At 39.6% G+C, this 14869-nt stretch carries 14 protein-coding genes; 8 read left to right on the top strand and 6 right to left on the bottom strand.

All coding sequences use genetic code 11. The features are described 5' to 3' along the window. Positions 1-34 precede the first annotated feature (34 nt). Positions 35-700 carry a YidB family protein gene (locus AC3CAU_RS10925; RefSeq protein WP_131214388.1) on the top strand — a complete coding sequence of 222 codons (666 nt, stop codon included), beginning with the start codon at positions 35-37 and terminating at the stop codon, positions 698-700. 86 nt (positions 701-786) lie between these two features. On the opposite strand, the gene AC3CAU_RS10920 is transcribed toward AC3CAU_RS10925, so the two are convergent. Genes AC3CAU_RS10920 through AC3CAU_RS10910 form a run of 3 tightly spaced genes read right to left on the bottom strand, consistent with a single transcriptional unit; the run spans position 787 to position 2765 of the window. Then, positions 787-1404 carry an OB-fold-containig protein gene (locus tag AC3CAU_RS10920; protein WP_131214387.1) on the bottom strand — a complete coding sequence of 206 codons (618 nt, stop codon included), beginning with the start codon at positions 1402-1404 and terminating at the stop codon, positions 787-789. Positions 1405-1434: 30 nt separating this feature from the next. Beyond that, complete coding sequence (locus tag AC3CAU_RS10915; protein ID WP_171255367.1) at positions 1435-1746, bottom strand: Rieske (2Fe-2S) protein; 312 nt, start codon at positions 1744-1746, stop codon at positions 1435-1437. Positions 1747-1760: 14 nt separating this feature from the next. Further along, on the bottom strand, positions 1761-2765 hold the full coding sequence (locus tag AC3CAU_RS10910) for an adenosine kinase (protein WP_447054308.1): 1005 nt from the start codon (positions 2763-2765) through the stop codon (positions 1761-1763). Positions 2766-2902: 137 nt separating this feature from the next. Between AC3CAU_RS10910 and AC3CAU_RS10905 the strand changes: the two genes are divergently transcribed. The 3 genes from AC3CAU_RS10905 (at position 2903) to AC3CAU_RS10895 (ending at position 8190) form a co-directional block, all read left to right on the top strand. After that, on the top strand, positions 2903-3352 hold the full coding sequence (locus tag AC3CAU_RS10905; protein WP_447052928.1) for a GNAT family N-acetyltransferase: 450 nt from the start codon (positions 2903-2905) through the stop codon (positions 3350-3352). A 719-nt stretch (positions 3353-4071) separates the two neighbouring features. Beyond that, positions 4072-7011: an insulinase family protein gene (locus AC3CAU_RS10900; protein WP_447052929.1), complete on the top strand. Its 2940-nt coding sequence runs from the start codon at positions 4072-4074 to the stop codon at positions 7009-7011. Positions 7012-7035: 24 nt separating this feature from the next. After that, positions 7036-8190, top strand: a complete 1155-nt coding sequence (locus tag AC3CAU_RS10895) for a phospholipase A (protein WP_131214384.1) — start codon at positions 7036-7038, stop codon at positions 8188-8190. 66 nt (positions 8191-8256) lie between these two features. Here AC3CAU_RS10895 and AC3CAU_RS10890 read toward each other — a convergent pair whose 3' ends face one another. Further along, complete coding sequence (locus AC3CAU_RS10890; protein WP_131214383.1) at positions 8257-9597, bottom strand: TrkH family potassium uptake protein; 1341 nt, start codon at positions 9595-9597, stop codon at positions 8257-8259. A gap of 3 nt (positions 9598-9600) precedes the next feature. Continuing rightward, complete coding sequence (locus AC3CAU_RS10885; protein ID WP_131214382.1) at positions 9601-10251, bottom strand: potassium channel family protein; 651 nt, start codon at positions 10249-10251, stop codon at positions 9601-9603. Between the two features lie 309 nt (positions 10252-10560). Between AC3CAU_RS10885 and AC3CAU_RS10880 the strand changes: the two genes are divergently transcribed. Continuing rightward, on the top strand, positions 10561-11106 hold the full coding sequence (locus tag AC3CAU_RS10880; protein WP_447052930.1) for a hypothetical protein: 546 nt from the start codon (positions 10561-10563) through the stop codon (positions 11104-11106). Positions 11107-11166: 60 nt separating this feature from the next. Here the strand turns inward: AC3CAU_RS10880 and ilvA are convergent, their stop codons facing one another. Continuing rightward, the gene (gene ilvA, locus AC3CAU_RS10875; RefSeq protein ID WP_447052931.1) at positions 11167-12705 is read right to left on the bottom strand and encodes a threonine ammonia-lyase, biosynthetic; all 1539 of its coding nucleotides are present in this window, start codon (positions 12703-12705) and stop codon (positions 11167-11169) included. A gap of 107 nt (positions 12706-12812) precedes the next feature. Between ilvA and rpiA the strand changes: the two genes are divergently transcribed. The 3 genes from rpiA to AC3CAU_RS10860 all read left to right on the top strand — a co-directional run bounded on the left by rpiA (position 12813) and on the right by AC3CAU_RS10860 (position 14745). Continuing rightward, positions 12813-13484, top strand: a complete 672-nt coding sequence (rpiA, locus tag AC3CAU_RS10870; protein WP_171539367.1) for a ribose-5-phosphate isomerase RpiA — start codon at positions 12813-12815, stop codon at positions 13482-13484. Positions 13485-13604: 120 nt separating this feature from the next. After that, entirely contained in the window at positions 13605-14276 is a 672-nt protein-coding gene (locus AC3CAU_RS10865; protein ID WP_131214378.1) for a M48 family metallopeptidase, read from the top strand. 97 nt (positions 14277-14373) lie between these two features. Next, the gene (locus AC3CAU_RS10860) at positions 14374-14745 is read left to right on the top strand and encodes a DUF4431 domain-containing protein (protein ID WP_131214377.1); all 372 of its coding nucleotides are present in this window, start codon (positions 14374-14376) and stop codon (positions 14743-14745) included. The last annotated feature ends 124 nt before the right edge of the window (positions 14746-14869 follow it).

Below are 14869 nucleotides of genomic sequence, written 5' to 3'. Positions count from 1 at the left end.
TATGCTTTTATAGAGCTTCTATAAGGATAATATGATGACAAACCTAAGTAATATTGTAGAAATATTGGCAAAACAAGCTTTGGGTAATAATCAGCAAAATCAATCACAGAACCAATCGCAACAGGGTGGTTTGGGTGGGATTTTGGGTTCCGTGCTCGGGCAAATAAGTGCTAACAATACCCAACAGCAATCTCAACCCAACCAGCAATCCCAACAACATCAACAAAGTGGTTTAGGCGGGATTTTAGGATCAGTATTGGGACATTTAGGCGGTACACAACAAAGCCAGCCAAGACCGCAAACTGGCGGTTTAGGGGGGGGTGGTACAAAAACTTTATTGATTGCAGTTTTGCCCTTGGTTTTGGCATGGATTCAAAAGCAAGGTGGAATACAAGGCGCTCTGGATAAGTTAAAAGGTTTGGGCTTAAATAAGCAGGTAGATGACTGGGTTTCAACTGGCCCGGGTGAAAATGCCAGTGTAGATCAGCAACAGGTTCAAAGACTGTTTGATGATCAAGAGGTAGAGCAAGTAGCACAGGAAGCACAAGTACCAAAACAGGATATTTATGGTGCAATTTCAAAAGTTTTACCGCAAATTATTGATTCTTTGACACCTCAAGGTGAGCAAACCAATAAACAGGAAGCCAATGATGATATTCAGCAAGTGATGAACTTGGTTTCTGGTTTTTTTAAACGTTAATATTTTTCTCTTTAAGGCCAGTTAGGTGGCTTACTTAACTGGTTTTTATATTCTAAAATTAAATTTTATGGCTTGCTACCTGAATGTTAATGGTGATTTTCCATGCTAAAAAGTGAGTTGGACTTAGATATTTTTTTAGCAATATAGTGTGACTTTTTTAGTCGAATTAAAATAATCTGCGACTGAAATTCGAGTTCACCAAATTCCGGCTCGACTTGAACATAATGCAGCTGACCAAAGCTATCTCTAACCCGTGCTTGTGCAGAAAAGCCAGGACGGGCATTACCACTCGATATGGTTGCTAGGCGCCCAAGCAAACTGACTTGTTGTCTGGTAAAGGTCGGCTTGATGACTTGATCAAGACAATGGATCATAAACACGGTGAAGAAAATTGCAATGATGAGCGCAGGAATGATTAAGTAAAAAGCGGGTAAAAATTCCTGTTGTTGGGTATACACACAAAGTTGAAGAAAATAGCCTGAAAAACTGAAGTTCATCAGTAAGAACACCACTATTAGTGTTTTGGAGAAATTCACATTCAGTAAGGGAGATTCAGAGAGCTTCTTTGGAGACAGTTTCTTTAGATATTGAGTAGGACGAATATTAAAATAATAGCCAATGGTTTCTGCCATGCTGAGTAAAACTAAAGCAAATAAACTTAAATGAAACGGGATTAAGTCATGGTTCTGTAAAAACTCAAGCATGGCAAGATTCCAATGGGCTGTACTCTATATTTATTCTTCGTTCAGGTAAATTCCACCGTCAGAATGCACATTGATTGCTACTTTTTCAAGTGATTGTCCCTGGCAAGGTCCAGAAATACACTCACCCGTTTCAACCAGAAACAGTGCTCCATGTGTAGAACATTCAATCAATTCCTGATCGCGGTCTAAGAACTGGTTTTCTAAAAACTCCAGTTCGACCTGTAAGTGCGGGCAGAGATTCTGATAAGCATAAAATGACCCATCACGCTGTGTAATGAAAATGGTATCACCATTTGGCGTTTCATAAGATCTCGCTTCACGTTCAGGAATTTCTTCCGTCATCGCAATTTTAATCATTATGCACATTCCTTTTGGAAGTTGTTTAATAATTCTTTGTAATTTTCTACACTTAGGCGTGGCCCAAATTGTGAAACGACTTCACTTGAAATCAGGATTGCCAATTCAGCAGCAACTTTAAGGCTTAAACCTGCATTTAATGCATAAAGGAAAGCACCTGCAAAGGCATCCCCGGCACCATTGGCATCAACCGCTGTAACCGCACGACCTGGAACTTTAAGAGTTTGCTCTGAATCAGAAATTAAAGCACCTTCTGCAGATAATGTAATGACAGTGTATTTGCTCTTTTGCTGTAGTTTAGCCAATGCAGCTTCAATAGAATCAGTTTCTGTATACATTAAGGCTTCATGATAATTGCAAAGCAATAAATCTACGCCATCATCAATCAATTCATCCAAACCTTGACGTGCATATTGCACCATGGCTGGGTCAGAAAGTGTAAGGGCAATTTTTACACCATGTGCTTTTGCAATTTCACGTGCGTGTTTAACCGCTTGGCGTGCAGTATCACTGGTGGACAAATACCCTTCAATATATAGCCATTTTGCAGTTTTTAAGGGTTCAAAATTGATTTGTTCTGCGCTCAGTTCTGCAGTAATACCTAAAAAAGTGTGCATGGTACGTTCCGAGTCCGGGCTGACAAGAACCATGCAAGTACCTGTTACACCTTCACTCACTGACTTTTCAGTGGTTTGAATACCTGCTTCATTTAAACCTTTTAAGTAAGTTCGACCGAGTTCATCATTGCCGACACGGCATCCATAAAATGCTTTACTTCCTAAAGCACTAAACGCAACGGTGGTATTTGCAGCAGATCCGCCTGATGCTTGCCCTTTATATACTTGCGTTTCTTTTAAATTATTATATAAATTTGCTTGTGTTTCACCATCAGTCAACTGCATAGTGCCTTTTTGCAAATTTTGTTGAATAAGGAAATCGTCAGAGACTTTAAATTCTTGGTCGATTAATGCATTACCAATTGCAAAAAGATCAACAGTTGCCATGTCTTTCATTCACATTTCAAATTAAAGCACTAAGTTTACACCAATGCTCATGATTGCTGTAGATTGATGAATAAAATTCAATATATGGCTGATTTATTCGTACAAAATACACAATAGGCAAGAATTAGGAAGATTAGATGAATATCACGATTGCTAAAGCTGAACAGTTACCTGCACAAATCAAGGAATTAGCCAAGCAAGCTCATAAAGAAGGATTTAAATTGGTTGATCAACTGATTGAAGAATATGAAAGTGGAAAAAACAGGTTTGATCAGCCAGGGGAATTTCTTCTTTTTGTTTATGATGATGAGAAACTGATCGCCTGTGGCGGTTTAAACCAGCAATGGAATGAAAATGAAATTGATGCGCGTATTGGTCGAGTGCGTCGTTTTTATGTGTTACCAAAATATCGTAAACATGGTGTAGGCAAACAGCTTTTACAGCATTTAGAAAAAAATGCCCGTGCAAATTTTTCTGCACTTTGTCTAAGTATAGACACAAAATCTGCAGCAAATTTTTATCAGAAACAAAATTATGTTTTTGTTGAAAATCATCCGAATTATAGCTATTTCAAATATCTGCTCTAGTTTTATCACATGGTTATGATGCTGAGGAGTGTAAGTTTGCTTATCAGCATTATGATTACAATCACTTTTAAATTTCAAGGATGAGTTTTTAATTGCTTCGGTAAATGCTATAAAATAAAAAAACGCTCTATATCTTAATGTTGAATTAAGTACATCGCTTGAAAATATCAGCAAAGACCTTTAATGAGTCAGACTGCTGAATCAACAACAAAATATTAAAGCTTACATTTCTAAATTTTTTCAAATCACGGCACTTTTTGGGATCACTAAAGTTCTTATTATAACTTTTGGTGAAACTAGGGAGATGTACTTTCTGTAGTGCTCCTTTTAGGATGTTTACGTCGGGAGCTTCATTTTTCCATCATCATTTTTAGCAATGCTTTTTTTCAAATCAGGGCTAAATTTTATCGATCGCTTCGGATAGTCGGACTTAATTCGCTTCTGCCATGATATTTACGGCGATTTTATTAAGTATTTATCTGAACAATAAAGTCAATTCAGAACCTGTTTAAAAGGAATAAAAATTTTTTTGGATTTGATTTAGAAAATAGCAATCGGTTGCTATTTTTTGCTTGAAAATAGTGTTGATTCTGCTTAAAAAGGAACAAGGTTGAAACTAGACTGAAATGCTAGGAAATTCGTAACTGTACGAATCCATATAGTTCAAGATTCAGGTATAATCACAATATCTGATAAATATGTATACATTAGGAGATCACATGACTGTAGATGTCACTGAAACCATTACTCAAACTGTTCATCCTGCGTTTCAGTTGATACGTCAACACCATGTTGAGGCCTTAGACGTTTTTGTGTCTGAATATAAACATAAAGTGACCGGTGCAACACATTATCATCTTGCAAGCGAACTTGATGAGAATGTCTTTTTGGTGGCGTTCCGTACTCAACCCATGGATTCAAAGGGTGAGGCGCACATTTTAGAACATACCGCATTATGTGGTTCTGAAAAATTTCCTGTTCGTGACCCATTCTTCCTGATGATTCGTCGTTCACTCAACACCTTTATGAATGCTTTTACCTCAGCAGACTGGACGGCCTATCCATTTGCAACACAAAACAAAAAAGACTTTCAAAACTTGTTGGAAGTCTATTTAGATGCTGCTTTTGCTGCAAACTTAAACGAACTTGATTTTGCACAAGAAGGTATTCGTATTGAACTGGAAAATGGCGAACCTGTCTATAAAGGCGTGGTGTTTAATGAGATGAAAGGGGCGATGAGTTCTCCTTCCGATCAGCTGTATCATCAACTGGCGCATCATTTATTTCCGAAAACCACCTATCATTACAATTCAGGTGGTGATCCTAGAGATATTCCAGATTTAACTTACCCAGAGTTGGTTGATTTCTATAAGTCACATTATCATCCAAGTAATGCGGTGTTTATGACTTTTGGTAATGAATCTGCCTATCATTTACAAGAACAATTCGAAACCTTAGCTTTGTCTAAATTTGAGAAAGGTCAAACGCTGCATTCAACGCCTGAAACACGTTTGACTGCACCGGTTGAAGTGACAGAAACTTATGCACTAGATGCTGAAGACTTAAAAGATAAAACCTATCACATCATTTCATGGCTATTGCCTGAAGCAAGCGATATTAAGTTGCGTTTGGGTATGCGTCTGGTTGAAGGGATTTTGCTGGAAGATTCTGCTTCGCCATTACGTCATTATCTGGAAACCTGTGATTATGCACAATCTACCGGTCCAATTATGGGTGTGGATGATTCTAACTTTGAAATGACCTTCTTCTGTGGTGTACAAGGGTCAAACCCGGAACATGCACAAGAATTTAAAGACGGTGTATTTAAAATTTTGGAAGAAGTTGCCTCTAAACCTGTCGATGCTGAAATGGTCGATGCGATTTTGCATCAGATTGAATTGCATCAGCGTGAGATCAATGGTGACGGTATGCCCTATGGGCTAAGCCTGATTTTAAACGGTTTAGGCAGTGTGATTCATCACAATGACCCGCTTCATGTTTGGGATGTGGATACTGCAATTGAGCAAGTCAAAGAAGAGCTCAAAGATCCAATGTGGTTGTCGAATCTGATTAAAGAGCATTTACTGGATAATACCCATCGTGTGCAAATGACTTTAGTACCGGATGCAACTAAATCTGCGAAAGAAGCAGAAGCAGAGAAAGCACGTTTAGCTGAAATTGGTGCCAAACTGACTGATGAGCAAAAAGCTGAAATCATCAAGCAAACCGAAGCGTTAAAAGTTCGCCAGGATACTCCAGATGATATGAACTTGTTGCCAAAAGTTGGACTGGAAGATGTGCCTGCTGATCTGCATATTGTGCAAGGTCAATTGCGTGAAATTATCAGTAATAATCACGATACACCTTTGAATCTGTACCATGCAGGTACCAATGGTATCTATTATCAACAGGTGCTGGTGAAAATTTCGGATGCGGTGGTGCAGTCACCATATTTCAACTTGCTGGCTGTTTTGTTGGGCGAAGTTGGTGCCGGCGAATACGATTATCTTGAGCTTCAGCAACTACAAACCGCAGTCAGCGGTGGTGTGGGAATGGGTGCATCTTTACGTTCGAAATTCGATGATAAAAATAAAATCAGCGCATGGTTAACACTAACGACTAAGTCGTTGGTGAATAATTTTGAAGCGATTCGTATATTAAAATTGGCATTTGAACAACTGCGTTTTGATGAAAAAGACCGCATTATTGAATTGTTGCAGCAACGTAAAACACGTTGGCAATCACGTGTTTCAGGTTCTGGTCATAGTTATGCCATGCAAATTGCCTCACGTAATTGTAGCGCCTTGGCCCAACGTGACTATCAAAATACCGGTTTGGGTGCGCTAAACTGGTTAACTGAGCTGGTGACTAAAATTGAAAATGACGAAGCTGCTTATGATGCTTTAATTGCTGAATTGAAGGCCATTCATCGTGTACTTTTACAAGCACCGAAACAGTTCTTGCTGGTATGTGAAGAACATCAATCAGATCGTTTGATAGAAGAAATTCAGGACGTTTGGGACAAGTTGGCGGTTGATCCAACGCCGCTAGAATTAACGACAGTTTTCACAGAAAATAGCAATAAAGACGAAGCCTGGTTAATTCAGGCCAATGTTCAATTCTGTGCTTCAGCTTATCCTGCTGTAGAGGTATCTCATCCGGATGCGGCACCTTTAATGGTGTTGGCTGCATATTTGCGTAATGGCTTCTTGCATAGTGCGATCCGTGAAAAAGGTGGCGCTTACGGCGGTGGTGCTAGCTATGATGGTAATGCCTGTTCGTTCCGTTTCTATAGCTATCGTGATCCACGTTTAGCAGAAACGTTTAAAGACTTTGAAGCAAGTATTGACTGGTTGTTGAATACCGGGCATTTACCGCATCAACTTGAAGAAGCAATTTTAGGATTAGTTGCGAGCATGGACAAACCGGGTTCTCCTGCGGGTGAAGCCATTAGTGCTTGTTATGCTTTATTGCATGCACGTACGCCGGCAGTTCGTAAGCAGTTACGTGCACGTTTACTTGCAGTGACTTTGGATGATTTAAAACGCGTTGCAGAACAATATCTGGTTCAGCAAAAACCCGTAAGAGCAGTGGTCGCACCAGTGGCTAAGCGTGACACGTTGCTTGAACTTGGTTTTGAGATCAAACAAGTAAACTAAAAGAATAATCTGAGGTAACACCCTATGGCGTTCAAAAAACTTGAACGCACTACTTTGCAACTGAGCATGCTTATGCTCAGTTCATTGTATGTGACGAATGTAAATGCGGTAAATCCAGGATCTTTAATTACACCGGCCAGTCCTGAAGCCTGTGTAGCTTTGGAATCCAATGCAGATCGGTTGGCTTGTTACGATACCCTGTTTAAGATACCTGAGGCAGAAAAAACCCCACTGCTTTCTGAGCGTCAAGCGGCAATTGAACTGGCACCCAAACCGACTGAACCTGAAACGATTAAAGAAAAAATCAGTCAGGGCGTAAGTAGCGTATTTTCTGTTGAAGGTCCAAAAATTGACCCCAATCGATCTTTACTGGATAAGCGTTGGGAATTATCTCCAGACAGTAAACTTGGAACCTGGAACATTCGTGCGCATCAACCAGTATATCTGATGCCGGGATTTTGGACTTCTGACAAAAATGAACGTCCTTCCAGTCCCAATGAAAATAATACGGTACAGGTAGGTGATGACCAAAATTTAAAATCGATGGAAGCGAAATTCCAGTTGTCGTTAAAAACCAAAGCGGTCGAAAACCTGTTTGGTGATAATGGTGACATCTGGTTTGGTTATACTCAGTCATCTCGTTGGCAAGTCTATAATGCCGATACCTCACGTCCTTTCCGTGAAACCAACTATGAACCTGAAGCCAGTCTGATTTTTCGTACTAATTATGAAATATTGGGTTTAAATGCACGCTTACTCGGTCTGACTTTTAACCATCAATCGAATGGCCGTGCAGATCCTTTATCTCGTAGTTGGAACCGTGTGATGCTGAATCTTGGTTTTGAGCGCGACAACTTTGCACTCATGGTGCGTCCTTGGTATCGCATTGAAGAAAATGCCAATGATGATAACAATCCTGATATTAAAAACTATATGGGTCGTGGTGATTTAACCGCATTCTATCGCTGGAATGATCATGATTTTTCACTGATGCTGCGTCACTCGCTGAAAGGTGGCGATGATGCACATGGAGCGGCGCAGTTTGATTGGGCGTTCCCGATCAGTGGTAAGTTGCGTGGTCATTTCCAGTTGTTTGACGGCTATGGTGAAAGCCTGATTGATTATAACCATCGCGCGACTTATGTCGGTTTAGGTGTGTCTTTAATGAATTGGTATTAAAATTTATCAATGCATCATAAAAAAACCACTCAATTGAGTGGTTTTTTTATCGAAAATTAATAGCAGTTAACCAATTTGAATGTCTGCTGGAGGATGTTTTAAACGACTCTTCTTTGGGGTAGCAATTAGGTAAGCCAACGTCAGTGGTCCCAAACGACCCGCGAACATGAGTAAGATTAAGGCAAACAAGCTTGCCGGTTGCAGTTCACTGGTGATACCGCGCGATAAGCCGACTGTACAGGCAGCTGAAACCGCTTCGAACAGTAAATCCAGAAAATCTTTGGTCGGCTCCAAAATAAGAAGCGTAAATAATCCTAAAAATATCAAAATTGCCGTGATAGACAAGACTGCAAAAGCCTTAAATGAAGTTACTTTTGAAACAGAATGATTAAATACCCTTAATTCTTCCGAACGGCGTAAGAAGGTGATCACACTTAAAACTACAATAATAAAGGTGCCGACTTTAATGCCACCTGCAGTACTTAAAGAACCTCCCCCAATAAACATCAATATGATGGTTACCAGAGTAGAAGCATCGGTCATACTGGACATATCTAGGCTATTAAAACCCGAGGAGCGCGGAACAGTAGCATGGAACCAGGCATTTAAGGCCTGATCGCCGAGGCTCATACTGGACAATGTCAGCGGATTGTTGGCTTCCAATGCCCACAGCACTATAAAGGCAGCCAAGTTTAATCCTGCAATGGTAGAGAGGATTAATTTGCTATTGGTACTTAATTTTTTCCAGCGATGGGCACGTTTAATATCCATGAGTACTACAAAGCCAATTCCACCAATAATATAAAGCATGCTAATGGTAAAGGTAATCAGGTAATGGTCTGCAAAACTCATCAAACTATTCGGAAAAAGCGAAAAACCGCCATTATTAAACGCAGAAACACTATAAAAAGCCGCATAAAAAAAGGCACGTGGAAAATCATATTCCTGCATCCAGGCAATGGTAAGAATAACCGTACCGACGGCTTCAAAAAATAAGGAATATAAAAATACGCCTTTAATCGTGAAGGAGACTTTGGCCAAACTGGTTTGCCCAATCGTTTCCTGTGCCATGACTTGCTGTTTTAACCGGATATTGGAAGACAGGCTGAGTGCGGCAAGGATGGCAAATGTCATAAAGCCCAAGCCGCCAACCTGTAGTAAAAGCATGATCACGATTTGGCCAAAAGTTGTATAGGCCTCTCCGACATTGACTACAGAAAGTCCGGTAATAGTCACGGCAGAGGTGGAAGTAAACAGGGCATTGAGCCAGCTTAATTCCCCATGATGTGAAATGGGAAGTTTAAGTAATAGGGTGCCTGCAAATATAAAACTTAAGAACCCTAAGGCAAGTAAGCTGGGAGGACTCAGATTGACGGTATGATGGTTTATATTTTGCGGCTGATTCATATTTTATTTAAACCGGGCAGACAGTTTTCGTAGAGGTTCAAGTTCACCTTCAACCACTAAGATATCACCTTCTTGCAGAATTAAATCAGGATCAATGCTATATAAAATTTCCTTGCCGCGTTTATGCAGAAGCGTTTTAATCTCTGAGGCATGATCCATAAGATGATGAAAGCGTTCCCCCTTTTGATTTGCCTTAATTTCAATTTTAACAATAAAGTGATTGTCTTCTAAACCCATATAACGACTGACCATCGGATAGCTTAAAGACTGGGCAATACGGGTACCCATATCTTCTTCTGGATGAATGATTTTATTCACGCCCAGATGGGTCAGAATCATGTGGTGGGCTTTGGATTTTGCCTTGGCCCAAATCTTGTTCATGCCCAGGTTTTTCAGATGCAAGACACATAAAATACTGGCCTCAATATCCTCACCAATAGCCACCACAACGGCTTCACAGCTTTGAATATTCAGTTCTCTAAGAACATGTTCATCGGTTGCATCGGCAATAACAGCATGGGTAAGCTGATCAGAAATATTTTCAACATATTTTTTATTGCTGTCGATCCCAATCACATCGTGATTTAAGCTCACCAGTTGGGTTGCAACGGTGGCTCCAAAACTGCCTAAGCCGATGACTGCAAATAGTGCCATGCAGAGTATTCCTTATCCGAATTTATGTGCTTTTGATGGGTAAAATTTATGTAAATGTGACTTCATTTTATAATCTTATGATCTCTTCATCTATCAATCTTACAAAATTATATATAACAAAGGCTTATTTATAAGAGTATTTCATCCTTCGACTAAAACATTGAGATGTAGAATTTTGCAAATCATTGCATTCGCGTTGCTGTTTAAATATTTTTTGAAGTATAGGTGGCGTAAAGGGTGTCACAAAACCTTAAAAAAGCCTGTATATAATTTAGCTGTGTGATTTTCTATTTTTATAGGGAATTAAAAATGAATGATAAAAAGATTTTCAAGCTTTTACAGGAATGGTTTCCGGTGCTGGAACTGAGGGAAATCCCCAAGAAGAAATACAGGCCTATCTTTCAGCAATTTCTGGCGTGGATGTCCGCTGAAAAACTGAGTAAGCATTCTCAAGCTTATTTAATGTCTGTTGATTCTGAAAACCCTCATGAAAATGGGTTAGAACAATGTGCTATTTTGCAGCTCATGAATAGTGATATTCGCTTAGCACAGCAGCAAATTAGTAACAGAACCATACCTTTATGTGAGCATTATGCGAAGCATAAACAGGTTATTGGTAAGTACTACAATGTCAATACACAGGTTTTTGATATTGTTCTTGAAGAGATCTATGAGCTTTTAAAGTCAAAAAAATTAGAATTAATAATCATTTATGCAGAAAAGACTTATTGGATGGCGGTACCGAATGAGGATATAAAAATCGACAAATTCTGTAGGGCATTTTTAAAACAATTCAAAAATGAAGGGATTTGTATAGAACACTATATAAAACTGGATTGTTTAAGATCGACTTAAAAAATCTTGGATTTAAAAAAAAGAGCCCTTGAAGGGCTCTTTTAATCTGTTTTTAAAGGCTTATTTCAGGAAACGTTGATAACCCAGGTTATTGGTAATTTCTGCATATGGATAAGTGATACTTTCCAATGTTTCAATTAAACCGTCCGGATTTTGTTTCGCGTCGCTTGCCTCTAAGCCAACCAGTACTCGACCTTCCGCAGCGCCGTGGTTACGGTAGTGGAACAGGGTAATATTGTGAGTTGGACCCAGGCGTTCCAAGAAAGTCAGTAATGCCCCTGGACGTTCTGGAAACTCGACACGAAATAAGCGTTCATTCTCGATGTCTGCATGCCCACCAACCAGATAACGAATATGCAGTTTTGCCACTTCATCATCAGACAAGTCATCAACATCATATTGTATTGCTAAGATGTCATAAATATCGTGACGTTCCTTTTCACCACCTTTTAAGCTAATGCCGACAAATACTTGAGCAGCGCTAGAAGTACTAGCACGGTAGTTGAATTCTGTGATATTACGGCCTTGAAGGGCGCGGCAGAAATTCAGGAATGAGCCTTTTTCTTCTGGAATGGTGACTGCAAAAATGGCTTCTTTGCGTTCACCCAGTTCAGTACGTTCAGCAATATAACGCAGGCGGTCAAAGTTCATGTTGGCACCACAAACAATTGACACCATATTTTTATTTTCTAAGCCATGTCCAGCCACATATTTCTTGATTCCTGCAAGTGCCATGGCACCAGAAGGTTCAACAATACTACGGCATTCATCATAAGTGTCTTTAATGGCTGCACAGATTTCATCGGTGTTGACCAAAACCACATCACGTTCAACAATTGGACCCGAGTTATCCGATTTTTGCAGGCGAATTACATCAAAGGGTTTTTCACCAATCTGTGCAACCGCAGTACCATCTGCAAATAAACCTACAGATGGCAGAATCACACGCTGGTTGGCTTCAAAGGCTGCTTTTAGGCAAGCAGATTCATCATATTCCACAGGAATGACTTTGACATGTGGCGCAACATCGCCCAGATAAGCAGCAACACCAGCGATTAAACCGCCACCGCCTACAGCAACGAATACATATTCAACATCACGCCATTGACGCAAAATTTCGTTAGCAATGGTGCCTTGACCTGCCATGACCAGTTCATCGTCATAAGGGGGAATAAAAGTCATGCCTTCATCTTGCGCACACTGAATAGCATATTTATTGGCAACATCAAAAGAATCGCCATGTAATACCACTTCACCACCAAGACGTTTTACTGCTTGGACTTTAATGTCGGGCGTGGTTTTTGGCATCACAATAATGGCGCGAATTCCCAGTTTTTTACCAGATAGAGCCACACCTTGTGCATGGTTACCTGCTGAAGCCGTAATAACGCCACGTTCCAACTGAGATTTCGGTAATTGACTAATACGGTTATAGGCACCGCGTAGTTTAAAGGAAAAGACAGGTTGTAAATCTTCGCGTTTAAAGCGAATGTTATTGTTTAGCTTTTCACTAATTCGTGGCGCTGCTTCGAGTGGAGTTTCGATTGCAACGTCATACACCGTTGCTTGTAATATTTGTCGAACCAAACGAGACAGCATGTTAATTTTCCATCTAACAGTTTAAAATAGGCTTTTATTGTAACAAACCCCTGTACATTTGGGCTGTTTAATCAGCAACAAATGTCAAAAAATAGTTGAGCCAAGTTATGAGTCTGTATGCGACCCAAGATGAAAAGAAACAAGCTGCTGCAAAAGCAGCTTTAAAGCACTTGCCAAAAGGCGGGATTTTGGGTGTAGGTACAGGAAGTACTGTGAACTTCCTCATTGAATTATTACCAGAATTGCAACTCGAAGCTGCGGTTGCAAGCTCCGAAGCAACAGCACAGCGCCTTAAAAAATTAGGCATTGAAGTGGTTGATATGAACTCTGTAGGCGGTTTGGATGCCTATGTAGATGGCGCAGATGAAATTGATCGTCATATGCACATGATTAAAGGTGGCGGTGCTGCATTAACACGTGAAAAAATTGTTGCTTCAATTGCAAAAAAATTCGTCTGTATCGTCGATGATTCCAAATGGGTGGAGCAATTGGGTCATGATTTCCCACTGCCTGTAGAAGTGATTCCAATGGCACGTTCAGCGGTAGCACGTAAAATTGTAAGCTTGGGTGGTGATCCGGTTTATCGTGAGGGCGTAGTGACTGATAACGGTAACGTGATTTTAGATGTGCATAACTTCAATATCTTGAATGCACTTGAACTTGAAAAAACCCTCAATAATATTCCGGGTGTAGTGTGTAACGGTATCTTCGCGATTAACAAAGCGGATATTGCGGTTGTTGCAACTGATAATGGTATTGAAGAACGTACTGCAATTTAATTAATCTTTCCTGAGCCTTCTTTATAAAGGAGGGCTGTTCTCCTTGCGCTAAATGTTAAAGCAATACTTTAACATTTGCTCAGGGTTGGGAAGATTTAGACAACTCTAAATAAAAGAAAAATGACGCTAAACGAATTACCAGAAATCAAAATTGTCCGTCATGCACGAGCGAAATGTTTACGCTTACGTGTTGACTCGACTCAAATTCGTTTAACTGCACCGGTACTTTGCAGCAAACGAAAAATTCAAAATTTTATTGATCAAGCCGAAGAATGGTTGCTCAAAACCTGGCAACAACAAACACAGAATATACAGCAAGAGACTTTACCCACAGAATTAAAGCTTTTTAATGTAGATCAGCCTTTACAGATTGTTTATCAAACCCAAAAGCAGTCATTTATTTTTGATGAAGTAAAAAATCAACTTTTAATTAGTGATCGTCAGCCCCAACAATATTTAAAAGCTTTTGTGATCACTTATGCAAAGCAGCATCTTCCTCTTTATTTGGAGGAAGTGAGTCAAGAAAGTAGTTTAAGTTTTGGGAAATGTACGATTCGTCAACCGAAAACGCGTTGGGGCAGTTGCTCGGCGAAACATGACATTATGTTGAATAGTGGTTTGGTATTATTTCCTGAACATGTGACCCGTTACGTTTGCGTACATGAGCTGGCACATACACGGCATTTTGATCATAGCCCGCATTTTTGGGCTGAAGTTCATAAGCATGATGAGAATTTTCAACAGCATCGGAAAATTTTAAAAACTACGCCAATGCCGTATTGGTGGTTGTAATTTTATAATCATTATTTAAGCTGAAAATTCTTATTAAGTTATTCAAAAAATATAGAATAAATTAAATTCTTAATCAAAATAAGCTACGGGAATTGATATGCGAGTATTTATTTTATTGGTAGCATTATTGCTACCAATATTCAGTCAAGCTCAGACATTTTATTACGACAGGCCTGCTGTTTTACATGGAAAATTATTAAAAATAAAAAGCTTACATCCAAATCAAGAAGTGTTTGGTGGGAATCAGATTGCTCTAGCATTAGACCAAATTATTAAAGTCGATGGTAGAGATGGCTTGGTAAAAACAAAGTTGATCCAATTAGTTGATATGAATGCCAGCCGTTATTCCATGTTGGTTAAGAAAGAGGGAACACCCGTGACTATCGCGTGTGAGGAGTTATTTAGGGGGCATACAGCACATCACACTACAAAAGTTTTATGTGTCGTGAAAGCGGTTCAGTTTAAGTAAATATGTATTGGGATAAAGCAGTTGCTGCTTAGGTGCTTTAAGAAGAGTGAATCGTCTTTAATTAGGAGATTTTTATTTTTAGGTTGTGTTATTTATTAGTGCTAAGAGTCAATATGTAGATACT

This window comes from Acinetobacter sp. GG23, from assembly GCF_057766365.1.
This window is presented reverse-complemented; position numbering and strand designations above follow the sequence as displayed.

Coding starts and splice junctions, on each gene's coding strand:
- AC3CAU_RS10925 (WP_131214388.1), top strand. CDS start 35: ATGACAAACCTAAGTAATATTGTAGAAATATTGGCAAAACAAGCTTTG.
- AC3CAU_RS10920 (WP_131214387.1), bottom strand. CDS start 1,404: ATGCTTGAGTTTTTACAGAACCATGACTTAATCCCGTTTCATTTAAGT.
- AC3CAU_RS10915 (WP_171255367.1), bottom strand. CDS start 1,746: ATGACGGAAGAAATTCCTGAACGTGAAGCGAGATCTTATGAAACGCCA.
- AC3CAU_RS10910 (WP_447054308.1), bottom strand. CDS start 2,765: ATGGCAACTGTTGATCTTTTTGCAATTGGTAATGCATTAATCGACCAA.
- AC3CAU_RS10905 (WP_447052928.1), top strand. CDS start 2,903: ATGAATATCACGATTGCTAAAGCTGAACAGTTACCTGCACAAATCAAG.
- AC3CAU_RS10900 (WP_447052929.1), top strand. CDS start 4,072: ATGACTGTAGATGTCACTGAAACCATTACTCAAACTGTTCATCCTGCG.
- AC3CAU_RS10895 (WP_131214384.1), top strand. CDS start 7,036: ATGGCGTTCAAAAAACTTGAACGCACTACTTTGCAACTGAGCATGCTT.
- AC3CAU_RS10890 (WP_131214383.1), bottom strand. CDS start 9,597: ATGAATCAGCCGCAAAATATAAACCATCATACCGTCAATCTGAGTCCT.
- AC3CAU_RS10885 (WP_131214382.1), bottom strand. CDS start 10,251: ATGGCACTATTTGCAGTCATCGGCTTAGGCAGTTTTGGAGCCACCGTT.
- AC3CAU_RS10880 (WP_447052930.1), top strand. CDS start 10,561: ATGAATGATAAAAAGATTTTCAAGCTTTTACAGGAATGGTTTCCGGTG.
- ilvA (WP_447052931.1), bottom strand. CDS start 12,705: ATGCTGTCTCGTTTGGTTCGACAAATATTACAAGCAACGGTGTATGAC.
- rpiA (WP_171539367.1), top strand. CDS start 12,813: ATGAGTCTGTATGCGACCCAAGATGAAAAGAAACAAGCTGCTGCAAAA.
- AC3CAU_RS10865 (WP_131214378.1), top strand. CDS start 13,605: ATGACGCTAAACGAATTACCAGAAATCAAAATTGTCCGTCATGCACGA.
- AC3CAU_RS10860 (WP_131214377.1), top strand. CDS start 14,374: ATGCGAGTATTTATTTTATTGGTAGCATTATTGCTACCAATATTCAGT.